The sequence below is a fragment of the bacterium genome (genome assembly GCA_037143175.1).
GTDB lineage: Bacteria > Verrucomicrobiota > Kiritimatiellia > CAIKKV01 > CAITUY01 > JAABPW01.
Window position 1 is genome coordinate 108,272 of record JBAWZF010000005.1, and the last position, 24,224, is coordinate 132,495.

The window sequence follows — 24,224 nt, forward strand, 5'->3', positions numbered from 1 at the left end:
TAATCAAATTTTACACTCGACTCATTTTTGACTGTAACGGCGGCTGATTTGTCGTAACTCCGCCTGCTCCTCGGGCGTCAACCCCTCCGGCCGCACCAACAGATTATCCGCCAATTCCGCAGCCTTGCGGGACTCGCCCTTTTTCTCATACGTGACAGCCATATGGTATTGCGCCGACAGGGCTTCAGGTGTCAAGGCCAGAGCTTTCCTGAACATCTCTTCCGCTTCCGCTAACTTTCCGCGCTTCATCAGAACCACCCCCAGCGTATCCCAGGCCGTCCCCATTTTCTCATTCGCCTTCAGGGCCGCGCGAACCAGGGCTTCCGCCTCATCCAACTGTCCCTTTTCCTGCAGAACCCAGGCCAGATCATTCATCGTCCCGGGATCACTCTTGCGGGCCAGACTTTTCCGCAATGAGTTCTCCGCTTGTGTGTATTCCTTGCGTTCAAGCTGCATGGAGGCCAGAACCTGATTGGCGAAAGGATGGCCGGGATCCAACAGCAACAGGGATCGGATATGGCCGCCCGCCCAATCACGACGTCCCTCCTGAACATCCAGCCGCAACAGCAGATCCAGCAAGAGAGGCGTGCTGGGCCGGATGGCCAGTGCCTGATCCAAATAGGTCCGGGCCTCGACAATGCGTGAACGACGCAGGGCGATCTGGGCCAGCACAACCGTGGTGATGAAATCCTGCCCCTTTGCCCGGGTGAGCTTGCGCTCACATTCATCCAGCCCCTTCTCATCGTTCTCCATCATAAATACCCCGGCCAGCAAGGCCCAGGCCGAAGTCAGATTGGGATTCAAGTCCACCAACTCCTGCAGAATAATCCGGGCTTTACCGGGTTCGCCCGCCGCCAGATGCATCACGGCATATTCCATCGCGATCCGATCCTTGGGGACTCCCGCCTTTTGCGCCCGATCCAACAGCATCCCCGCCTCATCAAACCTGCTCTTCTGCGCCGCCATGCGCGCCAACGAAAGCAGAACCCCTTTATTGTTAGGATCCTTATCGATCAGTTGCCGCAGAATTTCCTCACCCTCCGCCGACTGATCCTGCGCCAGATACGCCATGGCCAACCCCTGGCTCAATTGATCCTTGCGGTCCGGGGCCAATTCAATCGCCCGTTTATATCCGGCGACCGCCATGCCGGGCTGTCCGGAAAAGGCCCAGCTCATCCCCAGATTTGCATAGGCCTCTGGCATCCGCACATATCCGTAAATCCGGGAGAGGGACCAGATCTGGAATTTCTGCTTAAGGTTTTTAAGGAACACCTTGAACTCCGCCCTGACCTTGTCCGCATCCGCTGCCGCATAACCCCGATCCAGCATAGTCATTTGATTCAACAGGGCACTGATATTCCCCTCATCAAGCTCCCGGGCTTTGACATAGGATTCATAGGCCTGCTTGCGCTGCCCGAGATCTTCCAGCACCACGCCCAGGTTATTGGCCACCATACTGAGATGCCGCAGCACATTCGCCGCAGGATAGGCCAGCAGGGGATCTTTTTGAGTTAGCCCCGCCAGTTCTTTGATGAAGGGCTGACTCCAGAATTCCTGATGCCGCTTCCACAGCGCTTCCGCATCGACTTCCGTCATCGCGTGCACGCCGTTGAAAAGAACACAGTCGGGAACCGGCTGCAGGGACGCCGCAAGCCACAGGTCCGGGAAACTCATGAACGAGACCTGCCGGGCAAAATTAGTTTCAGAGTCCATCCATTCCCGGATGAAGGCCAGCCCATCCACTTCGGCCAGACTTTTCAGCCGCACGTTATCAAAGGATCGGGCCACATGCCGCATATACAACGCGCTGCTCCCCTGCTGGAGATTCAGCAGCTGCAGGGGAAGCCCCTGCTCCTTGGCCGCCAATTGAATATTACTATCGAGAATTCCATCGGTCACCAGCCAGGTCCGCGTCGTCATCGCCTTGACCACCGCATGGGCGTACTGATTCAGGACTCCGGCCGGGCGGGCGTCTGCGTTGGGAAAATTCAGGACTCCCGCACCAATCGCCACGGACAGAAGCAGGGCGCCCGGAACAATTCCGCCATATTCCCGGAACCACAGTTTGCCCCGCTCGTCCTCCTCTGCATTCTGAAAGAACAAACGCGGAAACTGAATCCAATAGGCGGCAAGATACCCATAGCAGAAGGCCAACAGAACATAGGGCGTCACTAACACCCGCCAGGATCCCAAAATACGCCAGGGCGAAAAGGGGACATTAAACATGACCGCAATCACCACGGCGGTGAGAATCAGGTGCAGCCAATACAAGCCCCAGTCCCGCTCCTCGTTCAACCCGCGCCGCGCGACCAGCAATACCGCCAGCCACGGCACAATGCCCACAATAATGACCAGGAGCCAACCGATTTGGGGCAAGCTGGAGGAGATCAATTGATATTGGCTTTTCAGAACATAGTAGAGCGCCTGCCAGAAGCCATGGCCCTGGCTCAACTGAAAGACATCGCTATTCCGCATAGTCCATGCCGCCGGAATATACATCAGCAGCCCCAACAGCACACAACCGGCAAGCACGAGCACTCGGCTCCACCGGAGCTCACCGTTCATCCAAAGGATAAAGAGAATGGCGGCCAGAACCAGAGGCGCGAACACGATCAGCGTCGCAAACTCCACGGCAAAGGCCCCGTATAAAAAGACAAACAACACGCCCGCCCACTGAGCGGAACGACGTGAAAAGGTCATCAGGAGCTTTGCCAGCACCATGAGCAAAAGCAAGTCAAACGCACCCGGATGGAAGCGATTGGCAACATACCAGAAGGGCATCGCGCCCATCAGCGCCACACTTGCCACCACTCCCGCCCAAAGGGAGGCGCGGTTGGCAACCCCCACATTCTGATCGGTGACCGGAATGACAGCCCACACGGCATCCGCCACAACCCGGAAAAAGAGAGCAATGACACCCGCCGCACAAACGGCACTCAAAAGGTTCAGACGGAAGATAAGAGAACCAAATGGCAGACCCGCAACCAGATTGACCACCCAACTCCAGATCAGATGCGAGGAATTTCCCAGAGGATTAAGCCCCAATTCTATTACCATCAGACTGGCGGATTCTCCTGGATATGCCCCCCGGCTCAACGTGATGACATATAACACCAACGCCAGAATCCCCAACAACGGGCCCAGCCCCACATATAGCTTATTTCGCGTGTTTGTCATAAGTCTCATAGTTTCGCCGATTTGCTCAAAAGAGGCAAGAGTGAAGCAGGGCAGATCGAAGTCAAGGCGGCGTAACAAAAAAAGGCGTGGCACGCTTACGTACCACGCCTTTTACATGTCTTATCTATTGGCCCGTGATTAGACCCGCTTCAGCAGCAATGAGGCGTTATGTCCGCCAAAGCCGAGGGAGTTGTTCAAGCAGGCGCGAATCTTGAAGTCACGTGCCTGGTTCGGGACGTAGTCCAGATCCAGCTCGGGATCCGGTGTTGTGTAATTCATGGTCGGCGGCACCACACCCTTTTGAATGGCCAAAGCGCAGATAATGGTTTCCAGCCCGCCTGCCGCACCGAGTAAATGACCGGTCACAGATTTTGTGGAACTGACCATGACCTTCTTGGACGCCTCACCGAACGCCACCTTCACCGCATCCGTCTCACTCTTATCACCCACAGGAGTACTGGTACCGTGCGCATTGATATAATCGATCATATCGGGAGTCAGACCGGCTTCATTCATGGCCTTCACCATCGCCCTGGCTCCACCTTCGCCACCCGGAGAGGGGGCGGTGATATGATTGGCATCGCAGGTGGCACCATAACCGCCGACTTCGGCGTAAATCTTGGCCCCACGCTTCTTGGCGTGCTCATATTCTTCCAAAACAACAATACCGGCGCCTTCGCCCATGACGAACCCATCGCGATCCTTGTCAAACGGCCGGCTCGCATGCGTCGGGTCATCGTTCCGCGTGCTCATGGCGCGCATCGCCGAGAAACCGGCAATACCCAGCGGACAAACAACGGCTTCGGTACCACCGGCCAGCATGATATCCGCATCACCGTACTGGATTTGACGCGCGGCTTCACCAATCGAGTGGGTGCCGCTGGCGCAAGCGGATACTACACAGAAATTCGGACCTTTCAGGCCATGTTCAATCGCAACCAACCCTGAGGCCATATTCACAATCATCATCGGGATCATAAAGGGAGAACTGCGATCCGGACCTCGGGTCAGCAACACGTTGTGCTGGTCTTCCATGGTGATCAAGCCCCCTACCCCCGAACCCACCATACAACCGGCCCGATAGAGATCTTCGGAAGCAAACTGAATGCCGGAATCATCAACGGCCATCTTGGCGGCCGCCACGGCATAATGACAGAAGGGGTCCATGCGGCGCTGTTCTTTTTTAGGAATGAACTTGTCAATTTCGAAGTCAACAACTTCACCAGCGATCTGAGTAGCCATGGCAGAAGCGTCGAATTTCGTGATGCGGCGAATGCCAGAAGCCCCTTCAATCAGCCTCTGCCAAAAGACATTGAGGTCTGACCCCAACGGCGACACCATACCCAAACCCGTAATAACCACTCTTCTTTTTTCCATAGCCTACTCCTTTAAAAATTCCTTCCGCCTCAAAATTCAAGACAAAAACGGGGAGATGTTGCCATCTCCCCGATTCTTCGTAACGTCAGAACTTAGGCCGTGATGCCCTTGCTCTTCAAGTACTCAATGACACCGCCAACGGTGGTCAACTTCTCGGCATCCTCATCCGGGATTTCAGCGCCGAATTCCTCTTCGAACGCCATCACGAGTTCGACTGTATCAAGGGAATCCGCACCCAAATCTTCAATAAATGATGCTTCGGGTGTGACTTGCTCGGCATTCACGCCCAACTGTTCAACGATGATATCTTTGACTTTATCTTCAAGTGCCATGTTCATTCTCCTTACTTTATTTACTTACTGCATCACCATTCCACCGCAGATCGGAAGAACCTGCCCTGTCATGTACGAGGACATATCGCTCGCCAGGAACAGAACCACGTTCGCCACATCCTCCGGCTGACCAAACCGTCCCATCGGGATGGCCCCCAACATTTTCGTCCGGACTTCTTCTGGCAACGCTTCGGTCATCTTTGTCTCGATGAACCCGGGCGCAACCGCATTAACCCGCACATTCCTAGCCGCCAGTTCTTTTGCCGCCGACTTGGTCAGGGCAATCACTCCAGCTTTTGAGGCTGCGTAATTACACTGCCCCGCATTGCCAATCAAGCCAATAATTGAGGCCACGTTGACAATCGCCCCCGTGCGCTGCTTCATCATGGGACGGGCAACCGCCTTGGTAAACAAAAATGTCCCCTTCAAATTGACGGTGAGAACGGCATCCCAGTCCTGCTCCGACATGCGGATCATCAGGGTATCCTTGGTAATCCCGGCGTTGTTGACGAGAATGTCGATCTTGCCGAATTCCTTCACAGCCCCGTTCACAGCGGCATCCACGGCGGCCGCATTACCCACATCAACCTCAAAACATTTCACTTTACGGCCCATCGCCTCGATCAAACCGACGGTTTCGGTCAACCATTCAGCCTTGAGGTCACAAAGGGCAACATCGCACCCCTCCCCGGCCAATTTCTTCGCAATCGCCTGCCCGATCCCACGTGCCGCGCCGGTCACTAACGCCACTTTACCTGTCATAGTCGCCATAGTCATGCTCCTGAACACCCTCTAAGGAAGAGGGCTTATAATCTTACGCTTTCAACACCGCCACGGCCTTTTCCAATGTCGGCACATCCTGAATGCTCACAGAGGACGCATCCTTATCAATCCGTTTGATCAGCCCGGCCAGAACCTTACCGGGGCCACATTCGATATATTCGGTCACGCCCATCGCCTTGAAGGTCTCAATACTGGCGACCCACTGAACCGAAGAGGTCACCTGCTGAAGCATCCGGGCTTTGATTTCTGCCGGGCCGCCGTGGGGCTTGCCCGTGACATTGGAAAGGACCGGAATCGTGGGGACCTGGAGTGCCATCCCGCCCAATACCTGCTCCAATTTACCGACCGCCGAGGCCATCAAGGGCGAATGGAAGGCCCCCGCCACCGGCAGAACGACCGTCTTTTTCGCTCCAGCTGCCTGAGCCAGCTTCTCGGCTTCAGCGATTTTATCCTTATCGCCAGACAACACAATTTGCTCAGTCGAATTGATGTTCGCCATCTGCACGCCGACCGCCTCACAAACCTTGGCCAGTTCCGCCATGGGGAGGCCCATCACGCTCACCATGCCGCCGGGACGTTCGGTGCAGGCTTCCTGCATGGCTTTTCCGCGAACCTGAAGAATTTTGACAGCCTCTTCAAAAGTAACCACACCCGCAGCCCAAAGCGCGGTCCACTCGCCCAGACTGAGCCCGGCTGTACCGGCCACCTGGAGTTCAGGATAAAGCTTCTTGAGGGCGGTGAAACAGGCGGCACTGGTCACAAAGATTGCCGGCTGACATTTATCCGACTTGGTGATTTCTTCAATCGGGCCTTCTGCGCAAAGCTTGGCGAGATCATAGCCGAGCACGGCGCTCGCGCGATCGAAAAGGTCTTTGCACTCGGGATAGGCCGCTGCCAGATCCTTACCCATGCCGACAAACTGAGCACCCTGTCCTGCAAATACTACCGCTCTTGTTTTCATCTTCATCTCCCTTGTTCGCGTCTCACGCCTTCACATCTCACATCTCACGTCTCACGTCTCACGTCTTACATCTTCACAACCATGGCGCCCCAGGTGAGCCCACCACCAAAGGCGACCAGAACCACATTGTCACCCTTCTTAATCCGCCCGCACTGCAGCGCTTCATCCAGCGCCACCGGGATCGAGGCCGAGGACATATTTCCATATTTATCGAGGTTGATGAAAAACTTCTCCGGGCCAACCTCCAAACGCGAACGGATGGCCTCCACGATACGCATATTGGCCTGATGCGGCACCACGCAGGCGATATCCGCCATGGTTAACCCGCTTTTCTCCAGGGCACGCCGGGCTGATTCCCCCATGGCGCGCACTGCATGTTTGAAGATTTCCTTGCCTTCCATCCGCATGTAATGCTTGCGACTCTCGACGGTCTCCGCGGAAGCAGGGGTTCGGCTGCCACCGGCCGGGAGATTCAACAAGCCGGTCAGGGCGCCATCGGACCCGGTTACGGTCGAGAGGATCCCCTCCCCCGTCTCGCGAACCTGCACCACCACGGCTCCAGCCCCATCACCAAACAAAACGCAGGTGGTACGATCCTGCCAATCCACGATCGTACTCATCTTTTCGGCCCCGATCACCAACGCGGTCTTAAACCGGCCGGTCAACAGGTATTGGCTCGCCGCATCCAGGGCGTAAAGAAAGCCGGTACAGGCCGCTTCCAGCCCGATACAGGTGGCGTTTTTGGCGCCAATCAAATTCTGGACAAAACAGGCGGTATTAGGGAAAGGCATGTCAGGCGTAATCGTTGCCACAATAATCAGATCGATCTCTTCGGGCTTGACCCCCGCCGACGCCATCGCGCGACGTGACGCCTCTGCCGCCAAATCCGAGGTGGCCTGATCCTCACGGGCAATGTGACGCTCCCGGATTCCGCTGCGGGTGACAATCCACTCATCCGTGGTATCAACCATTTTCTCCAAATCGGCATTTGTCAAAATGCGCTCGCCGACGTAGTGACCCGTTCCAATAATGGCAACATGACGTGTGGTGGTGGTACTCATGATTTATTATGTAACTTCCTTGCTTCTTCAATAATCCGGTCGTTTACATGATGTCCAACCGATTCACAGGCAACCCGCACAGCGTGATAGATAGCCGTACGCGAAGACGATCCGTGCGTGATGATACAGACCCCGTTCACACCCAACAGCGGCGCTCCGCCAAACATTTCAGGATCCATTTTTTTCTTGATGGACTTCAAGGCCCCACGCAACAACAGCGCGCCCAGAATTCGGATGGGGTTAGCCTTGAACTCTTTTTTCAACCAGGCCCCGATAGTGTGCGCCACACTCTCGCTCGTCTTCAACACAACATTGCCGACAAACCCATCGCACACCACGACATCCGTCTCGCCCAGAAACAGATCATGACCCTCGACGTTCCCCCTGAAATTAACCGGGGCGGCGCTCAGAAGCCGGAACGCCTCCTTGGTGGTCTCATTCCCTTTGGAATCCTCTCCACCAATACTCATCAGGCCGACAACAGGATTAGGCTGCCCCAGGATTTCCCGGGCATACACACTCCCCATGATTCCGAATTCGGCCAGAAGCTCCGGCGAACAATCCGTATTCGCACCAGCGTCAATCAGGACAATCGGACGCCCCATCGTCGGCATCACCGTCGCAATAGCCGGCCGCTGTATGCCCGCCAAGGTACGCAATTTCAGAGTAGCCGCCACCACCATCGCGCCGGTATTACCCGCCGAAACAGCAGCATCAACCTCCCCCGCATTGATCATGTCCATCATCCGACTGATGGAATTATCCTTTTTCTTGCGGATCGCTAAAGCAGGCGTCTCCTCCATGCCGATTATTTCGGAGGCATGACGGATCACCAGCTTCGGGGGAATAGGACCATAAGCCTTAAGCTCCTGACAGATTACCTCTTCCTGGCCAACCAGGACGAGGGACGTCAAGTCTTTCAGCTCCCGTGCCGCTAACACGGCACCGGCCACAATTTCTCTGGGGGCAAAATCGCCCCCCATCGCGTCAACGGCGATACGCATAGGCTTAGTCGGCCTGTACGCTCACAACTTGACGCCCGCGATAGTAGCCGCATGAACGGCATACCCGGTGCGGCTCTTGAGAAGCCCCACACTGCGGACAGTTTTTGATCGTCATCACACGAGCCTTGATACATGCCCGGCGCGTGCGAATCTTAGCTTTCGATTTTTTTCTTTTTGGAACTGCCATTTTTCACCTCAATATTGTCCAGACCGCTAAATGCCGTCCAACACTTTTCCTTAAGCGGCGTACACCCGCACTTCACCCGATTCAGGTTTGCTCCGCACACGGGACACAACCCGTGACACGATTCCTGACACAACGGATAATTTGGAAAGGCGAGGATAATAGTTTCGCGGACCTCATCCGTCAAGTCTAGCGTCTCATGAAGATTTGGGACCTCTTGTTCAAAGAAAAACGCCGGATCCGACACCTCCTCCACAAAGGAGTCGGCACATCGTGAACAAATGAATTTTACCTCGGTACTCACCTGCCCCGTGACAAGTAATTCATGCTCCAAACACTGAACATGCAACTCATAGTCGATCGGACCTGAAACCGGAGCAGACTTATCCTCTTTAAGCGCAACGACTTCTGCCGGAACCTGTCCCTCGACGTCCAGTCCGTCCTCGGGAATTCGCCATGGCTCAATTTTGATAGACATGATTACCCTTTCATCTTTTTCTCAAGAAATCGCTTCACGGGGGGGGGCACAAATGGAGTGACATCTCCGCCCCGTTCTGAAATTTCCCGCACCGTACTGGAACTGATATAGCTGAAAGTCTCCTTCGGCATCAGAAAAATCATCTCGATTTCAGGAGCCATCTTGCGATTGGCCAGCGCCATCTGAAATTCATATTCGAAGTCTGAAAACGCGCGCAACCCTCTTAACAGAACATGAATGTCTTTGGCACGGGCATAATTAACCAGCAATCCGTCAAATGCATCCACTTTCACATTTTTCATGCCTTTAACCGAAGCTTTCACCATCGCAATCCGCTCATCTGCACTGAAAACAGTCTTTTTGCGGGAATTCACACCCACCGCGACAATGACTTCTTGAAAAATATGGGAGGCCCGTTCAATCAAATCCAAATGGCCCAACGTCAAGGGGTCAAACGACCCGGGATATATGGCTGAATGTTTCATTATTTCCTCAATTTCTTATACATCGTCACCCGCGTTCCGCCATACACCTTCGAAGCTGTGATCTCCCAGGCATAGTGTCGGGCTTCAACTTCCTCGCGGGACTGCTCCATCACAAAAATTCCTTCTTCAGTTAAAAGCCCGCCGATTGACAGGATATTCAGCAACCGCGTCGCCCACCGGGCAGTCCCGGGCCGGTCATAAGGCGGATCGGCAAAAATGATATCATAAGATTGCGTGCCCTTTAACCCCTCAATAAAACGAAAAACATCGCTACGATTAGCCTTCCACTCCTGATCGGCCGTCTTCCCTGATTCTCCGCCACACAAGGTCTCGAGATTGGATTTCAATACAGGAAAAACCTGGGCCCCGCCCTCAACCCAGTCTATACGGGCAGCCCCCCGGCTCCAAGCCTCAAGGCCCACGGCACCGGTTCCGGCAAACAGATCAAGAAAAGAAGCCCCGGGAATCCGTTCCGCCAAAGAGGAAAATACCGCCTGCCGGACCATGTCCTGTGTCGGCCTTACCTCATCCCCCTTCGGCGACTTGATCAGTCGCCCCCGTAATATGCCTCCCGTAACTCTCATGTCTGGCACTATAGCCATTGATCCGCGGAGATGCAACAGCATCAGGGTTTCCCTCTTTATGACCTGCCCCACCACGTCATCACCCGGAATATCGGCCTCCTAACCCTCAACCAGGTAGGACCTTTGCCCTGAACCCGCGCGGACTCACACCATAATGCTTCCGGAAAAGACGCGAGAAGTAGTAGAGGTCCTCGTACCCCACCCGCTGGGCCACTTCCGATACCCTCAGGTTACGATCCTTCATCAGGTAGGCCGCCTGATGCATCCGCTGCCGGATGAGATAATCCTTGGCCGACGTTCCAAAATAACGCTTGAACTCCGTGCAGAAGTGCGGAACGGAGAGATTCACCCGCTTCGCCAGTTCCGGCAACTTTATCGGCCGTTCATATTCCGACTCGATGAAATGCCGCAACGCCAGGAACTGCGAGGGGATTCCCGGCACCTCCTCCCTCTGGGCCACCATCCGTGCCGTTTCCCTTAGCCAGTTCTCCAGAAAGTTACGCACGATCACCCCGTCCGGACGGGCATGGAGCGTCAACTCCTCGTGAATCGCCAGCAGATTCCTCTCCATGACAGCCGGATCAGGCACCACAAACGGACGGTTGCAAGGCAATCCCGTTTTCCGGAGCAGGGATCGGATGAACGTTCCATCGCAATGGATCCAGGTATGAGTGAAGGGGCGCGTCCGGTCACCGTAGTAGTGCCCTTGTCCGGAGGGCCAGATCATCATCGTGTTGCGGGGCTGGCCCACCGGTTTCCCGGCCACCCCCACCGTGATGTCTCCATAAAATAACATCAACAAGTAGTCTCCCGTTCCGGTCGGTCGGTCAATCATGCCGGGGGGCATGTGTTCCTGAATACCCATGCCCCGTATGGTCAGTTCCGCCGTCCGTAGAGGCGGGACTGGAAAAAAGTGTTTGATGCCTCTCATGATGTCACCATAAGAAAATACATCTTTTCCATAATTCTGCCTATTCCAATCAGTGCCCGCCCCGGACTAGGATCACTCCATCAAGAATACAGGAAAGGCATCCATGAATACGACTTTCAACGGACTCGGAATGAACCTCGGTAACCTCTCCCGCCTCTCGGCGGCACAATCCCGCTCGATTTCGGCGGAGAATCCCACCGGCGCCAAGGGCCAGGGGGGACGCCACGTTGACCCGGACCATGGATGCTCGCGTGATCTCGGCACCGGTTGGAAGGTGCGCCCCTGCACCAGCATCCAACCGGGAGAGACCCTGGTGCTGGCCGATGTAGATGGTCCCGGCGCCATCCAGCAGATCTGGATGACCCCGACCGGAAACTACCGTTTCACCATCCTCCGTTTCTACTGGGACGGAGAGACAACCCCTTCCGTCGAGGTTCCGGTTGGCGACTTCTTCGCCAGCACCTACACCAACTTCAACACCTTCCGTCCGATCGACTCCCTTCCCATCTGCGTCAATCCGGGCAACGCCTTCAACTGCTACTGGGAGATGCCCTTCCGCAAGCACTGCAAGATCACCATGGAGAACATCGGCTTCGAGGCCATGACCATTTTCTACCAGATCAACTACACCCTCACAGAGGTGCCTGCTGACGCGGCATACTTCCATGCCCAGTTCCGCCGCACCAACCCTCTGCCTTACAAGGAAGTTTATACCCTCCTTGACGGGGTGCAGGGCCAGGGTCACTACGTGGGCACCTACATGGCCTGGCAGGTGAACAACAACGGATGGTGGGGCGAAGGCGAGATCAAGTTCTACATGGATGGCGACCTGCCCGGCGGGGTTGCCGGCCGCAACATCAAGGAGCATGGCGGCGAGTGCTATCCCACGATCTGCGGCACCGGGACAGAGGACTACTTCTGCGGCTCATACAACTTCGAGAACAAGGGGACCAAGCAATACCAGGAATTCTCCACCGCCTATGCCGGCATGCCTCACGTGGTGCGCCCCGATGGAACCTACCAGTCGAACACGCGCTTCAGCCTCTACCGCTGGCACATCATGGATCCCGTGCGATTCCAGAAGGATCTGGGCGTGACCATCCAATCGCTCGGATGGCGGGCCGGCGGTCGCTACCTACCCAATCAGGACGACATGTCCTCCGTCGCCTTCTGGTACCAGAGCGAACCCCACGTCTCATTCCCGAAACTGCCGGAGCGCGACCAGTTGGAAATCATCTAAGGAGCCGGGGGAATATCGGCTTGCCTATTGGGGGCTCCCTGCCGGATCCGAAGATGTGTAGCGAGTGCGAAGGCCGACGGCGCGGTAGATGTCGCCGCGGAGGTCCCAGGGTTTGCCGGTCGCGGTGGCGGAGATGGCGCAGGTGTAGCCGATGCAGATCCGGTTGTGGAAATCGCAGAAACCCTCGCTGCCGCCCAGGCCGCCGCTGCTGAAGCGCGTTCCGGAGCGTTTCGGGCCGGAGAAGCGGTGTGCGGCCGTCCTGCGGTAGCAGGCCTTGTTCATGTTCTCGAAGTTGTAGTTCTCCTTGCCGTCGTAGACGGTGACAATGCGTTTCATCTCGCTCTCGGGCACGCCGAAGAAGAAGTCGCTGTCGCATTCCTGCTCTTCGGACACCTCCGCCCGATTCACCGATCCCGGGAGCCCCGTGCGGTGGCCGAGCATTTCAAAATAACCAATGCTCAACAGTTTGAGCAACGTGTCACAGCCACACCATGCACCCGGCCCGATTCTGCAACCTGAAGTCGCTCCTCCTTACCTTTACAAGGAATGGATGAAGTCGCGAAAGTGCAGGATGCGCTTGCTGTTGTCACGCTGGAACAGCAAATGTTCGAAATCTTTCTGCTTCTGTGCCAAATCGACCGATTGCAGTGACTTATCAACCGCCGCCTTCAGTTCAGCCAAGTCATGAATACCGCACCGTGCCGCTAGAAACGAATAGTCCGGAGGCGTCTGCGAGAGCAAAAAGATGACATCGTAATAATCGCGGCCCTTGCCCCGGTTCAACATGGCGGAGATCTTCATGGCACACAGCACCTCATCGGAAGGGACCGGGAAGGAAAAGAATAAACCACATCCCTTGATAAATCCGAGGGTCGACTCATACGGAATCCCCTGATCCTGAGATTCGAGTTTCAACATGAACCGCTCGTCCTTATGTCCGGAAAGTCCCAATTCAAACAACAACTGGGGAAAATGGAGACTGCGGCGGAAGGCCATCAATCTACTCTTATCCTTGTCGCGGGCCTCCACTTTGAACCCACTGCGGTTAAGGAACATGAGGACGTCATCGGTCATCCCGTCAAACTCTTTCTCGGAAAGATTCTTGCAATCAAAATCCAAATCCTCGGAAAACCGGTCAATCCCCTTGACCAGACGCAAATTCGTCTCCCCGATAAACGTCATTTTCCGAACATGATGCGTCGCGGAAAGATAGTCGAGAACCAGCAACTGAACATACTCTTTGAGGATATGTTTGATAAATATCGCATTCCCACTGAGGGTGGCCGGATAGAAATTCTTAATCTGGTCGATTGAAATCATAAGCCATACACCTTGAATAATAGTCGCCGGCGCTTTTCGAGTGCTGCAGAATGAAAGCGCGCCGCAAACGTTTCCCATTCAGCGCGATTCAAATCCTCGCGAAGAACATCCCCATCAAGTCGGAGGTTGGTAAGTTCCTGTTCCGTGTTGTAGAACGGATACAGGTAGAGCAGATCCAGCAACGCCTTTTCACGGGTGGCATACGCGGTCGCACGACCATCCGCAAGCGGCCGCAGGACATAACCGAACATCAGGTCATCCCGAACGCTCTTATACGAATATTCGCCAAAACTGTTCTTGAATAAAGCCGTCTTCAGTGAGGTCACACTGGTAATCTGGACAACGGATTCTGGAATCAACCCGTAAAATGCCAGCGCTGAGTGCAGGCTTATGTACGACGGATTGTAAATCTTCCCCGCAAAATACGCCGCGATATCCGGCTTGTCCCTGTACTCAGGAAATGCGTATACCCCCTGGCGCAAACGCACCAGATACCCTTTCTGTGTCCAGCGAACAAAGTTATTGCGGTCAAACCCCGGCCGCCACGCATACACCTGATGAATGCTAAAACAGCCGAGTTCGAACATCTTATTTCTGAATTCAATCCAACTCATATTATATTTCCTAAACGCACTAAATATAATGCATTACAGAAATATAACAACAAAAATCAAGCCATTTTCTTAACCGAAATCCCTCATATTTCTTGCTCATTGATTTACGTATCATCCCCAGAGCGGTCAGCTGGTTTGTTTCCGGTCATCCAGCAGCCGAATGACCGTGGATTACAACCCCAACGATCCAAATGGGTTTGAATTAAACGCAGGCCGTGAGGAGGGACGCGGGCCATTGTTCGATGGGCCACGCCGTTCACCGGGTTTGCCAGCCCCAGGAGAGCCGGTTCCGGAGCCGGACCGGCTGCCGCTCTTGGCGCTTAAGGCAATCCGCTTACGCTGGGCATCCACATCCTTGACCCACACCTTGATCCGATCCCCCGCCTGAACCACCTCGGCAGGATCAGTAATGTACCGGTCGGCCAATTCGGACACGTGCACCAAACCATCCTGATGCACACCCACATCCACAAACGCACCGAAAGCAGTCACATTGGTGACAATCCCCATCAACTCCATGCCCGGCTTGAGATCCTCGATGGTATTGACGTCATCCCGGAAACAGGGCGCCTCAAACGTCTCACGGGGATCACGCCCCGGCTTCTTCAGCTCCGCAATAATGTCCTTCAAGGTCGGCTCACCCACATCCGCACTCACATATTTGCGGATATCAATCTTGTCCGCCAGCGTGGCATTGCCAACCAACTCCTTCAGCTCGACACCGAGGTCTGCCGCCATCTTTTCAACCAGGGCATATCGCTCCGGATGAACCGCGGAGGCATCCAACAGATGGGCCCCACCCCGGATACGCAAAAACCCGGCCGCCTGTTCAAAGACCTTGGGCCCCAGGCTCGGGACCTTCAGCAGTGCCGCCCGACTGGTAAACGCACCATGCTTATCGCGATACGCGACAATCTTTTTGGCCAGACTGTTACCAACACCCGACACCCGGGCCAGCAGAAAAGCACTGGCCGTATTCATCTCAACCCCGACGTGATTCACGCAACTGACGACCACATCTTCCAGCTTTTGCGCCAACAGCGGCTGATGCACATCATGCTGGTACTGCCCCACCCCGATGGATTTGGGATCCAGCTTCACCAATTCCGCCAGCGGATCCTGAAGCCGGCGTCCAATCGAAATCGCCCCTCGCACGGTCAGATCGAGATCGGGGAACTCTTCACGCGCCACTTCGGAGGCACTGTAGATACTCGCACCCGACTCATTGACCTGAATCACCATGATATTCGAAATATTGGCCTTCTTCAGGGTCTCCCGGATAAAGGCCTCGGTTTCACGCCCGCCGGTGCCATTACCCACCGCGATGGCGGCCGGCTGCACTTTGGCGATCAGCTTGGCTAGATCAATCCGGGCTTCCATTCCGGAACGCTCCCCCTGACTCAAATACAACGTCGTATTCTCAAGGAATTTACCCGTGGCATCCAGGGCCGCCACTTTGCAGCCCGTCCGGATCCCCGGATCCACCGCGATCACCGCACGCCCACCCAGAGGCGAAGCCAGCAGCAGACTCCGCAGATTCTTGGCAAAGATTTCAACAGCCGCACGATCCGCCTTCATCTTCAGATCCACCGATACATCCGTCTCAACACTCGGCGCAATCAGGCGCTTGTAACTATCTTCAATCGCAGTGCGCAGGTGCACGGCAAATGGTGACCGCTCATTGACCTTCATGATTTCCCCGATCCGGCGCAGCACCGGTTCGGACTCGACGGTGAAGGAGCGCTTCAGTACCCCTTCGTTTTCGCCACGGCGAATCGCCAGATAGCGATGCGAGGGAATATCGACGGCTTTTTCCTTGAAGTCATAATACTGCTCGAACTTGGTCGGCTCCTGCGTCTTCTCCTTGACCGCCTCGGAAACAATCATGCCATTGGCGGCATAATACTGACGGCCCAGGGCGCGGATATCGGCATTTTCCGAGATCAGTTCAGCCACAATGTCACGGGCACCCGACAACGCGTCGGCCTCCGACTCCACCTTCTTTTCGGCATCAATAAAGGCTTTGGCTTCCTCATCGGGGTTACCGGACGCAGGTTGTGCCAGAATCATCAGCGCCAGGGGCTCCAATCCTTTTTCCCGGGCGATCATGGCGCGGGTACGGCGCTTCGGCTTGAAGGGCAGATAGAGATCTTCCAGCACGTTCTTGGTGGTACAGGCCAGGATCTTGGCCTTGAGTTCGTCGGTCAGCTTGCCCTGCTCCCCGATGGAGTCGAGAACGGTCTGGCGGCGCTCCTCCAGGTCCTTGTAATACTGGAGCCGCTCCTGAATCTTGCCGATCTGAACTTCATCCAGATTCTCCGTCACTTCCTTGCGGTAACGGGCAATAAAGGGAATGGTACTGCCCTCCCATAAAAGTTTGGCAACAGCCAGCACCTGCCGGGGCGAAATCGACAACTCCGTCGCCAACCGGGGAATTGACGAGGCATCCAACGCATCATTCTGATCAACTTCAGCAACCATATGTATCTCCTAATCTTATTCGTAATCGTAATCCCCTCCCGCAAGGAAGGGAGGGCAGACGCATCTAATTTTTGGAGTGCGGCGGCTTGACGCCGCTTTTTCAAGGCCTGGCTTGACAGGCCGCCCGTACGGCGCGTCAAGCCGCGCCTAAGAATAGCGGCGTCAAGCCGCCGCACTCCAAAACTTTGAGCTAAAATAAAGAACTAATTTTTACAATTTGACCACTGCCACACCGAACACGTCCAGCGTGAGGGTGTCTTTGGTAAGGGTTTTTGTGATCAATTCTTTCTTGCCGGCCGGCACTTTGACTGCTTGCGCCTGCTCGGTGTGATTGATCAGGAACAGATACTTGCGCCCACGGGCCTGTCGGATGGAGACTTCCACCCCTGGCGGCGGCGTGACAACAGGCCGGATCGCCGCATCCCGTAACACCTTTGTGATAAGAAGATCATAGAACGAATCTTCCTGCACCACCGTGCCGACATAATAGGCCGTCCCCTTCCCAAACTGATTCCGCGTCGCGGCCGCAAATGCCTTCATGTGCCAGGACTCGAAGCCAGCCAGCTTCTCGGCCGTACGCACCTTGGTCCAATCCGCATAATGCAGCGCATTGAATGTTCCCGCCATCCCGGCCAATCCCGTCACAACGCACGCCTCGTTTTCGGGCAACGCATCATATTCGGGAATCGAAATGCCCAGCGCCTCACTGAGCAAGCCCGGCAACGTCCGTTCGTGGCAGAGATTGGTCTCCGTTTTGACACCCGTGCGGCAATCCGTCAGGAATACGCCGCCCTTACTCACAAATTCACGAAGTGCCAGTGCGACTGAGTCGGGCATCACATACAGGTCAGGTGCCAGCACCACACGGTACTTGCTGAAGTCATCCGTCGGCTTGATCATATCCACATTCACACCGGCCCGGAACAGGGCGTTATAATAACGGTGCATGGCCTGGTGGTAATCATTCTTGGCAAACCCGGGCTGAATGCGCAGGGCCCAGATGCTTTCGTAATCGTAGATCATCGCCACATCCGACTTGACCGTGGTGTTTTCCAACTCCTTGGCCAGCCGATGAAATTCCTTGGCCGTCTGCGCGGCCTCGTCATAGCGGCGCAGAGGGACCCCGTCATGTCCCAGCAACCCATGCCAGTACTGTTCACGGCCTGCGGTGCAGGAACGCCAGCGGAACCAGATGGTGCCGTCGGCCCCACGGGAGAGTTGTTGATAGGCCACACCGCGGATCTCGCCAGGACGCGGATTGCGATTGAACGAGCCCCACCCGCCCGGTCCGGCGGTCTGTTCCATGATCCAGAAGTTTTTCTTTTTGAGCCCACGCATGACATCCGCCCCGGCGGCGGCTCCATAGTGAATCTCGGGTTTGCCCCAGATGGGATAGTTGTCCCAGGACACATGATCAAGATCTTCCGCCAGATCGTAATAATTCAGGTCGCTGAACAAGCCCATGCAATTATGGGTCACGAAATGTTTCGGACATTCTTCCCGCATGATCTTCACTTGATCCCGCTGGAAACTCACATTCTGCCAGGAGAAGAAACGCTGCCAGTCAAGACAGGCACTGGGATTGTGTGAACCATTATCCACGGGGATGGTGATTTCCTCCCACTCACGATACAAGTGCCCCCAGAAATGCGTCCCCCAGGCCTTGTTCAGCTCGTTCACATTCAGGTACTTGCGGCGCAGCCACTCCTGAAACGTCCGCCGGCAGGTATCACAATAACAGACAGGATGCCCGAACTCGTTATCCGTCTGCCAGCCGATGACATTCGGGGCATCGGCGAAGTGCCTGGTCATGGCGCTGGTGATGCGTTCCGAGAGCAGCCGGTAGGCCCCGGAGGAAAAGCAGTTGTTCTTGCGAACGCCCCAGACGATACGGGTCCCATCCTTTTGCATCGCCAGTGTCTCGGGATACTTGCGCGCGCACCAGGCAGGCATCACGGCAGTCGGGGTACAGAGAATGACAGAGATCCCGTGTTTCCGCAGCACGGCCATGGCCTCCTCGAGCCACCCGAACTCAAAGCGGCCCTCCTCAGGCTCCATGAACGCCCAGGCGAACTCGGCCAGGCGCACGACATTGAACCCTGCCTTCTTCATCAACCGCGCATCGACATCCCACCGTTTGCGCTCCCAATGTTCCGGATAATAATCAACACCAATGTACATGATCTTTTCTCCCTATTAATCCTAATCGTAATCTTAATCGTAATCTTAATCCTACGAGCCCTCATGAACGCCCAAACAAGATTACGATTAAGATTAAGATTACGATTAGGATCAAGAACAAGAGCCTTCCGGCTCACTCAAAATCGCCATTCGCAAAACGGGGACGCTACATTATTATCTGAATGACTTCAATGAGATCATTATGCTAAAAAGATGACCATGAATCCGGCCATTGAGATCAAAAACCTGAGTGTCTCCTTCCCCTCCCCTGCAGGCACGGTTCACGCGCTTCGGGACCTCTCGATCACCGTCGCGCCGGGGACGGTTTTCGGGTTTCTCGGCCCCAACGGAGCGGGCAAAACCACCACGATCCAGGTCCTGCTTGGCTTTCAGGATCCCGACCAGGGAACGGCGCGGCTTTTCGGACAAGCCGTCACCGAGACCATCGCCCGTGAAAAGATCGGCTATCTTGCCGAGAATCCGGATACCTACAATTTTCTCACCGGCCGTGAACTCCTGACCATGGCGGGGCGCTTGTTCAACCTGCCGCCTTCCGAGATCCGGGCGCGGGCCGGTCAACTCCTGACCGAAACCGGACTCGCCGCCGCCGCGGACCGCCGGATCGCCGGTTACTCCCGGGGCATGCGTCAACGGATCTGCATGGCCCAGGCGCTGATTAACGACCCCGAACTCCTGATTCTCGATGAGCCCACAGGCGGACTCGACCCCCTGGGCCGCATGGATATCCGCCGCATTATTGCCGAGCGCAAAAAAGCAGGGAAGACCGTTTTCTTCTCCTCCCACGAATTGTCCGAGGTTGAGTTGGCCTGCGACCGCGTCGCCATCCTCTCGCAAGGCGTCCTGCTCGCCGAAGGCCCGGTCAGTGACCTGGTCGCACCAGGAGAAAATCTGGAACGATTTTTCATCAAGGCAGTTACAAGCGGAGCCAAATGATTCCTAATCGTAATCTCTCCTCGACCTCCATAGCACACTACACAAGGTTTGTTTGGAGTGCGGCGGCTTGACGCGCCTCATCCAGTGTTGGTGTGGCCCGTCAAGCCGGGCTAAAGAAAAGCGGCGTCAAGCCGCCGCACTCCAAATTCGCATGCGAAAAAGGATGAAAAGTTATGAATAAATTGAGACAAATTATTACTTTGGCTGGTGTTGTCTGGCTTGAGATGGTGCGGCGGAAAGAACTCTCCGTGCTCCTGATTCTGCTGGCAACCCTTCTGGCGGGCTTGCTCTCGTTCGATGTGTTCGGGCTATCCCAAGTCACCGGCTACGTGAAAGACATGGGGCTTCTCGCCATTTGGGTCCTGGCCTGGATCCTTGCGGTCAACACCTCTGTCCGCCAACTCCCGCAGGAAGAACAGCGCGGGACGCTCTTTCCCCTGCTCGCCAAGCCCGTATCGCGCCTGACCTTGATCATCGGGAAATGGCTCGGCGTCTGGACCATTACCTGTTTGTCACTCCTGTGTTTCTATCTGACCGTCTGGCTGGCCGTCTGGATTAAAGGCGGGGCATTCCACGTTGCCACCCTGCTGCAAGCCATCCTGCTCCATGCCGCGGCCCTCGCCCTGATCAGTTCACTCGGGCTGGCGTTTTCCACCCGGCTGAACCGCGATGCCGCCACCGTAACGACCTATCTCATCACGGCGGCCGCCTTCCTGCTGTTGCCCCGCGTCCCCGCCATGTTGGTGGAGGCCAAAGGCGTCACCAGTTACGCCCTCTTCACGGTCTACTATCTCTTCCCGCATTTTGAACTATTCGACCTGCGCCGCCGCCTTGTCCATGACTGGGGTTCAGTTCACGGGATCGTGCTGGCAGAAATTCTTGTCTATGCCACCTTGATGACCATGGTCTTCCTGGCGCTCGCGTGGTTGGGATATCGCAAACGCCGGTTTTCGCGCGGGGACATCCTGTGACCTCCCGCACCTCAGCATGGGGAATCGTTCTGGTGCTCAGTGCGTGGGCACTCGCTTTTTCGCTGGCCGCCCACCTGACCTCACTGCACCTTGAGCCCGGCAGTTCGTCAGGCATAGCGGACTTGCTGCTGGGCGGGAGCCGGCAGGCATTGAGCCAGAATCTGTTCAATGAAGCGGATATGTATTTCCATAAGGGTGTTGCTCACAAGGAAGCGACCATCGACATTCCCGGCCCCTTTCATCGGTGGCAGGCCGACATCCTTCCCGTGCAACATGCCCATGCCGAAGGCGATGCCAGCGCGGAAATCCTCCCCTGGCTCAAACTTGCCACCGAGGCCGACCCCCATAATGTTGACGCGTTTCTGGTGTCCGCCTTCTGGGCTGGCACAGGGTTGCGTCGGCCGGATCTCGCCAAAGAGATCCTGAATGAGGCTCAGCGACTGAATCCCGGTGATTATCGCATCGCCCTCGAAAAAGGGAGACTGGCCATTACGACGCACCATTTCAACGACGCCATCCCTCTGCTTGATTCCGCGCTCACGCTCCACACCCACACCCCGGGCGACCCCGAGCACGCGGCGGATCTCGCCCTTGATCGGGCTGAAATCCTCACCTTCCTCGGCTTCCTCCATGAGGCCAAAGGCGATCGTGCCGAAGCGATCCAGAACTTTAAAGCCGTGCTGACGATATTCCCGGAACGCACCATGTTAAAGGAGCGGATCGACTTAATGGATGCAGGCAAACCCTCCTCGGACTCCGCCGAAAGCCTGCTGGAAAGAATTACACGGAAATCAGTGCATGATACGTGTGACGATGATGACCATGAGCATGAGCCACATTCTTAATCGCTATCTTAATCGTAATCCCCCTTCTCTTTCCCGACCACGCACGGTCATCCTTAAAACAAGTTTTCCTCACGCGAAGCCGCGAAGACACGAATAAGAAAAAAAGGTTTGATAACCCCAGATCTAAACAACCCCTTTCGCGACTTCGCGGCTTCGCGTGAGAATCTTACCCAGTGGCGCAAGAATTAATTGGGAACTATCCCGGGCGAATCCTTATTGACTTATATTCGCTGCTATATAGTTTTGCATATGACACGGCACTAACTATAAGTAACGAATTATTGACAGTGTAAGCCAATGGCGTATAGTAAAGAAATAGTTTTCACTGAAACACCAATATTTACGAAACAAATTATTAACCTATTGTCCGACGATGAATATCTAGGGCTCCAGCAGGCCTTGATCTTTAACCCCAGTGCAGGTGATGTAATTCGCAACAGCGGGGGGTTACGAAAAGTGCGCTGGCGCACGGCATCAAAAGGGAAACGCGGCGGAATACGGGTAATCTACTATTGGCTTGTCAGCGAAAATGAAATTTATTTGCTATTGGCATATGGGAAAACCCAGAAAGATGATTTGTCGGCAAGGGAATTAGGGATTCTGCGCGGGCTTGTCAGTAAGGTGGTAACATGAAAAAAGAGTTATTCAATGATTTGATCGATAGCCTTTCGCAGGCTGACCGAATTCGAAAGGGACAGTTATCACCCAGCCGGGTCCGGAAGTACACCCCGATGGATGTTAAACGAATTCGCAGCGGACTGCATGTATCCCAAAGTCAGTTTGCCCTGCTGATTGGAGTGAGCAAGGCCACACTTCAGAATTGGGAACAAGGCCGCCGGGAGCCTGATGGGCCAGCACGAGCTCTTCTATGCGTTGTGGAAAAGCAACCAAAGGCAGTTCTGGACGCCCTCCAGGCCTCATGATAATCCAAACATGATCCTGCCACCGCTTATCAGCGGCAGCTACGTAGCCGCGCCTGATTACGTAGCCGCGCCTGATAAGGCGTGGTTCTTCCAAGATCATGTCCAGATTATTCCAGAACCGTTAGTAACCCGAGCGAATCCGCTAAGACCACTACGAAACACGCGTGGGAATCTTCCCCAACGGCGCAAGGCCCGTCTGACAATGATTGGATCGGCTGCTGTCCCTGGAGTCCCCCAAAGGAACTGTGCCTGGCTAGCCGCAAGAGGTCGAGGCTTGATTCCTCCGCCCAAACATCATAATTTGAAAAATAAGAGGATAAAAAATCATGCCAACAATCTCGATGTTCTACGGAATTCTCGTACGGATGTTTTTTCGAGATGCGGAAAAGCACCATGCGCCACACATTCACGCCGATTACCAGGGCAGCGTGGCGGTCTATTCGATTCTTGATGGCACAGTACTTGCGGGCCAACTTCCCTCAAACAAACATAAACTAGTTGTCGCGTGGATCGAAATTCATCGCGAGGATTTGCTTGCTGACTGGGAACTTACCGTAAATGGAAAAAATCCATTCCAAATCAAGGGACTCGACCAATGATCATTGCTCACATCACACCGGAATCAAATTGGATATTGACCGTTATTTCGAACGATGGACGAATAGGAACGTTCGACATGAGGCCCTACCTGGAGTATGAAGCGTTCGAGCCTCTACGTGACATCAATGAGTTTACAAAGGTGTCTAACGGCGGATACTTCGTCGAATGGAATTGCGGGGCTGATTTGTCTGCTGACACGATCGAAATGAAATGGCAGATAATCACTAAATCGCCAAACCGTGCAGCGTAAGGAACAGGAACTGTCCCTGGCGGCCCCCAAAAAAAGAATTAACCACCCGCTTAGCCCGCCTTCGCAAAGCTACGGCGCGGCAAGCTAGAGTTGGGATGGGAGGGGAAAGGGAGAGGCACAGAGGGCGTGATGCGCGCGTTCATAACGGTCTCGGGCGTCCCCTCAGAAACGTATTCTTGGGAGTAAGACGAGAGAGCTGAGACGCTCGTATTGGGTTTGTCCGCCGGCATGTCCGCGCTATCTTGCTGGAGGGCGAGGCTTGTCGAGCCGTATCCATGAAAAGTCTCAATAAAGTCAGAACTGTTATGCCAGAGCGTCTTTATTCTGACTCCAAAAGCACAATAGTATGGGCACGGCTCGGACAAGCCTCGCCAAGTGTTTCCCGCCCCTGTTTCCAGGATATCTTGGAAGGAAGAGAGAGTGCCGGGGGTTATTATCCTAAAAAGAGCAGTTCAATCGCGCGGTAGCGCGACCGAACTGTTCATTCC

The 24,224-nt window shown here is 55.1% G+C and carries 25 protein-coding genes; 8 read left to right on the forward strand and 17 right to left on the reverse strand.

The features are described 5' to 3' along the window. Positions 1-21: 21 nt before the first annotated feature. From WCI03_03500 to WCI03_03555, 12 genes are all read right to left on the reverse strand, one after another. Positions 22-3,177, reverse strand: a complete 3,156-nt coding sequence (locus tag WCI03_03500; protein MEI8138914.1) for a tetratricopeptide repeat protein — start codon at positions 3,175-3,177, stop codon at positions 22-24. Positions 3,178-3,315: 138 nt separating this feature from the next. Continuing rightward, positions 3,316-4,554: a beta-ketoacyl-ACP synthase II gene (fabF, locus tag WCI03_03505; GenBank protein MEI8138915.1), complete on the reverse strand. Its 1,239-nt coding sequence runs from the start codon at positions 4,552-4,554 to the stop codon at positions 3,316-3,318. A gap of 92 nt (positions 4,555-4,646) precedes the next feature. Then, positions 4,647-4,886: an acyl carrier protein gene (gene acpP, locus WCI03_03510; GenBank protein MEI8138916.1), complete on the reverse strand. Its 240-nt coding sequence runs from the start codon at positions 4,884-4,886 to the stop codon at positions 4,647-4,649. Positions 4,887-4,910: 24 nt separating this feature from the next. Then, the gene (gene fabG, locus WCI03_03515; protein ID MEI8138917.1) at positions 4,911-5,657 is read right to left on the reverse strand and encodes a 3-oxoacyl-[acyl-carrier-protein] reductase; all 747 of its coding nucleotides are present in this window, start codon (positions 5,655-5,657) and stop codon (positions 4,911-4,913) included. Positions 5,658-5,700: 43 nt separating this feature from the next. Beyond that, the gene (fabD, locus tag WCI03_03520; GenBank protein ID MEI8138918.1) at positions 5,701-6,630 is read right to left on the reverse strand and encodes an ACP S-malonyltransferase; all 930 of its coding nucleotides are present in this window, start codon (positions 6,628-6,630) and stop codon (positions 5,701-5,703) included. 65 nt (positions 6,631-6,695) lie between these two features. Beyond that, positions 6,696-7,691 (reverse strand): beta-ketoacyl-ACP synthase III, encoded by a 996-nt coding sequence (locus tag WCI03_03525; GenBank protein MEI8138919.1) that lies wholly within the window; start codon positions 7,689-7,691, stop codon positions 6,696-6,698. Further along, positions 7,688-8,695 carry a phosphate acyltransferase PlsX gene (gene plsX, locus WCI03_03530; GenBank protein ID MEI8138920.1) on the reverse strand — a complete coding sequence of 336 codons (1,008 nt, stop codon included), beginning with the start codon at positions 8,693-8,695 and terminating at the stop codon, positions 7,688-7,690. The genes WCI03_03525 and plsX overlap by 4 nt, the downstream gene beginning before the upstream one ends. Positions 8,696-8,699: 4 nt before the next feature. Continuing rightward, complete coding sequence (gene rpmF, locus WCI03_03535; GenBank protein ID MEI8138921.1) at positions 8,700-8,882, reverse strand: 50S ribosomal protein L32; 183 nt, start codon at positions 8,880-8,882, stop codon at positions 8,700-8,702. Next, on the reverse strand, positions 8,848-9,357 hold the full coding sequence (locus WCI03_03540; protein ID MEI8138922.1) for a DUF177 domain-containing protein: 510 nt from the start codon (positions 9,355-9,357) through the stop codon (positions 8,848-8,850). Before WCI03_03540 ends, rpmF begins: the two co-directional genes overlap by 35 nt. A 2-nt stretch (positions 9,358-9,359) precedes the next feature. After that, positions 9,360-9,842, reverse strand: coding sequence for a pantetheine-phosphate adenylyltransferase (gene coaD, locus WCI03_03545; GenBank protein ID MEI8138923.1), 483 nt, complete (start codon positions 9,840-9,842; stop codon positions 9,360-9,362). Then, positions 9,842-10,426 carry a 16S rRNA (guanine(966)-N(2))-methyltransferase RsmD gene (gene rsmD, locus WCI03_03550; GenBank protein ID MEI8138924.1) on the reverse strand — a complete coding sequence of 195 codons (585 nt, stop codon included), beginning with the start codon at positions 10,424-10,426 and terminating at the stop codon, positions 9,842-9,844. The genes coaD and rsmD overlap by 1 nt, the downstream gene beginning before the upstream one ends. A gap of 106 nt (positions 10,427-10,532) precedes the next feature. Next, on the reverse strand, positions 10,533-11,357 hold the full coding sequence (locus WCI03_03555) for an AraC family transcriptional regulator (protein ID MEI8138925.1): 825 nt from the start codon (positions 11,355-11,357) through the stop codon (positions 10,533-10,535). A gap of 103 nt (positions 11,358-11,460) precedes the next feature. Here WCI03_03555 and WCI03_03560 point away from each other — a divergent pair, with 103 nt between their 5' ends. Further along, on the forward strand, positions 11,461-12,597 hold the full coding sequence (locus WCI03_03560) for a DUF2961 domain-containing protein (GenBank protein ID MEI8138926.1): 1,137 nt from the start codon (positions 11,461-11,463) through the stop codon (positions 12,595-12,597). 24 nt (positions 12,598-12,621) lie between these two features. Here the strand turns inward: WCI03_03560 and WCI03_03565 are convergent, their stop codons facing one another. From WCI03_03565 to WCI03_03585, 5 genes are all read right to left on the reverse strand, one after another. Continuing rightward, positions 12,622-13,071 (reverse strand): hypothetical protein, encoded by a 450-nt coding sequence (locus tag WCI03_03565; GenBank protein ID MEI8138927.1) that lies wholly within the window; start codon positions 13,069-13,071, stop codon positions 12,622-12,624. Positions 13,072-13,134: 63 nt separating this feature from the next. After that, a complete protein-coding gene (locus WCI03_03570) occupies positions 13,135-13,917 on the reverse strand; it encodes a nucleotidyl transferase AbiEii/AbiGii toxin family protein (protein MEI8138928.1) in 783 nt (260 codons plus the stop codon). Then, the gene (locus tag WCI03_03575; GenBank protein MEI8138929.1) at positions 13,914-14,531 is read right to left on the reverse strand and encodes a hypothetical protein; all 618 of its coding nucleotides are present in this window, start codon (positions 14,529-14,531) and stop codon (positions 13,914-13,916) included. The genes WCI03_03570 and WCI03_03575 overlap by 4 nt, the downstream gene beginning before the upstream one ends. A gap of 171 nt (positions 14,532-14,702) precedes the next feature. Next, positions 14,703-17,012 carry a Tex family protein gene (locus WCI03_03580; GenBank protein MEI8138930.1) on the reverse strand — a complete coding sequence of 770 codons (2,310 nt, stop codon included), beginning with the start codon at positions 17,010-17,012 and terminating at the stop codon, positions 14,703-14,705. A 210-nt stretch (positions 17,013-17,222) separates the two neighbouring features. Next, on the reverse strand, positions 17,223-19,193 hold the full coding sequence (locus WCI03_03585) for a beta-galactosidase (GenBank protein ID MEI8138931.1): 1,971 nt from the start codon (positions 19,191-19,193) through the stop codon (positions 17,223-17,225). A gap of 219 nt (positions 19,194-19,412) precedes the next feature. Here WCI03_03585 and WCI03_03590 point away from each other — a divergent pair, with 219 nt between their 5' ends. From WCI03_03590 to WCI03_03620, 7 genes are all read left to right on the forward strand, one after another. Then, on the forward strand, positions 19,413-20,147 hold the full coding sequence (locus tag WCI03_03590) for an ABC transporter ATP-binding protein (GenBank protein ID MEI8138932.1): 735 nt from the start codon (positions 19,413-19,415) through the stop codon (positions 20,145-20,147). Positions 20,148-20,320: 173 nt separating this feature from the next. Further along, positions 20,321-21,118 carry an ABC transporter permease subunit gene (locus WCI03_03595; GenBank protein MEI8138933.1) on the forward strand — a complete coding sequence of 266 codons (798 nt, stop codon included), beginning with the start codon at positions 20,321-20,323 and terminating at the stop codon, positions 21,116-21,118. Beyond that, complete coding sequence (locus WCI03_03600) at positions 21,115-21,963, forward strand: hypothetical protein (GenBank protein MEI8138934.1); 849 nt, start codon at positions 21,115-21,117, stop codon at positions 21,961-21,963. Before WCI03_03595 ends, WCI03_03600 begins: the two co-directional genes overlap by 4 nt. 297 nt (positions 21,964-22,260) lie before the next feature. Then, positions 22,261-22,596 carry a hypothetical protein gene (locus WCI03_03605; protein ID MEI8138935.1) on the forward strand — a complete coding sequence of 112 codons (336 nt, stop codon included), beginning with the start codon at positions 22,261-22,263 and terminating at the stop codon, positions 22,594-22,596. Beyond that, complete coding sequence (nadS, locus tag WCI03_03610; protein MEI8138936.1) at positions 22,593-22,886, forward strand: NadS family protein; 294 nt, start codon at positions 22,593-22,595, stop codon at positions 22,884-22,886. Before WCI03_03605 ends, nadS begins: the two co-directional genes overlap by 4 nt. A gap of 326 nt (positions 22,887-23,212) precedes the next feature. Beyond that, complete coding sequence (locus WCI03_03615) at positions 23,213-23,485, forward strand: DUF4160 domain-containing protein (protein MEI8138937.1); 273 nt, start codon at positions 23,213-23,215, stop codon at positions 23,483-23,485. Next, positions 23,482-23,736, forward strand: a complete 255-nt coding sequence (locus WCI03_03620; GenBank protein MEI8138938.1) for a DUF2442 domain-containing protein — start codon at positions 23,482-23,484, stop codon at positions 23,734-23,736. The genes WCI03_03615 and WCI03_03620 overlap by 4 nt, the downstream gene beginning before the upstream one ends. The last annotated feature ends 488 nt before the right edge of the window (positions 23,737-24,224 follow it).

Excerpts from the sequence above, each read along its gene's own strand:
- WCI03_03620 (MEI8138938.1), top strand. The coding sequence starts at position 23,482 with ATGATCATTGCTCACATCACACCGGAATCAAATTGGATATTGACCGTT.
- WCI03_03555 (MEI8138925.1), bottom strand. The coding sequence starts at position 11,357 with ATGAGAGGCATCAAACACTTTTTTCCAGTCCCGCCTCTACGGACGGCG.
- acpP (MEI8138916.1), bottom strand. The coding sequence starts at position 4,886 with ATGGCACTTGAAGATAAAGTCAAAGATATCATCGTTGAACAGTTGGGC.
- plsX (MEI8138920.1), bottom strand. The coding sequence starts at position 8,695 with ATGCGTATCGCCGTTGACGCGATGGGGGGCGATTTTGCCCCCAGAGAA.
- rsmD (MEI8138924.1), bottom strand. The coding sequence starts at position 10,426 with ATGAGAGTTACGGGAGGCATATTACGGGGGCGACTGATCAAGTCGCCG.
- WCI03_03585 (MEI8138931.1), bottom strand. The coding sequence starts at position 19,193 with ATGTACATTGGTGTTGATTATTATCCGGAACATTGGGAGCGCAAACGG.
- fabG (MEI8138917.1), bottom strand. The coding sequence starts at position 5,657 with ATGGCGACTATGACAGGTAAAGTGGCGTTAGTGACCGGCGCGGCACGT.
- WCI03_03525 (MEI8138919.1), bottom strand. The coding sequence starts at position 7,691 with ATGAGTACCACCACCACACGTCATGTTGCCATTATTGGAACGGGTCAC.
- WCI03_03595 (MEI8138933.1), top strand. The coding sequence starts at position 20,321 with ATGAATAAATTGAGACAAATTATTACTTTGGCTGGTGTTGTCTGGCTT.
- WCI03_03580 (MEI8138930.1), bottom strand. The coding sequence starts at position 17,012 with ATGGTTGCTGAAGTTGATCAGAATGATGCGTTGGATGCCTCGTCAATT.
- WCI03_03560 (MEI8138926.1), top strand. The coding sequence starts at position 11,461 with ATGAATACGACTTTCAACGGACTCGGAATGAACCTCGGTAACCTCTCC.
- WCI03_03540 (MEI8138922.1), bottom strand. The coding sequence starts at position 9,357 with ATGTCTATCAAAATTGAGCCATGGCGAATTCCCGAGGACGGACTGGAC.
- WCI03_03575 (MEI8138929.1), bottom strand. The coding sequence starts at position 14,531 with ATGAGTTGGATTGAATTCAGAAATAAGATGTTCGAACTCGGCTGTTTT.
- WCI03_03590 (MEI8138932.1), top strand. The coding sequence starts at position 19,413 with ATGAATCCGGCCATTGAGATCAAAAACCTGAGTGTCTCCTTCCCCTCC.
- nadS (MEI8138936.1), top strand. The coding sequence starts at position 22,593 with ATGAAAAAAGAGTTATTCAATGATTTGATCGATAGCCTTTCGCAGGCT.
- rpmF (MEI8138921.1), bottom strand. The coding sequence starts at position 8,882 with ATGGCAGTTCCAAAAAGAAAAAAATCGAAAGCTAAGATTCGCACGCGC.
- fabF (MEI8138915.1), bottom strand. The coding sequence starts at position 4,554 with ATGGAAAAAAGAAGAGTGGTTATTACGGGTTTGGGTATGGTGTCGCCG.
- WCI03_03615 (MEI8138937.1), top strand. The coding sequence starts at position 23,213 with ATGCCAACAATCTCGATGTTCTACGGAATTCTCGTACGGATGTTTTTT.
- WCI03_03570 (MEI8138928.1), bottom strand. The coding sequence starts at position 13,917 with ATGATTTCAATCGACCAGATTAAGAATTTCTATCCGGCCACCCTCAGT.
- fabD (MEI8138918.1), bottom strand. The coding sequence starts at position 6,630 with ATGAAAACAAGAGCGGTAGTATTTGCAGGACAGGGTGCTCAGTTTGTC.
- WCI03_03500 (MEI8138914.1), bottom strand. The coding sequence starts at position 3,177 with ATGACAAACACGCGAAATAAGCTATATGTGGGGCTGGGCCCGTTGTTG.
- coaD (MEI8138923.1), bottom strand. The coding sequence starts at position 9,842 with ATGAAACATTCAGCCATATATCCCGGGTCGTTTGACCCCTTGACGTTG.
- WCI03_03605 (MEI8138935.1), top strand. The coding sequence starts at position 22,261 with ATGGCGTATAGTAAAGAAATAGTTTTCACTGAAACACCAATATTTACG.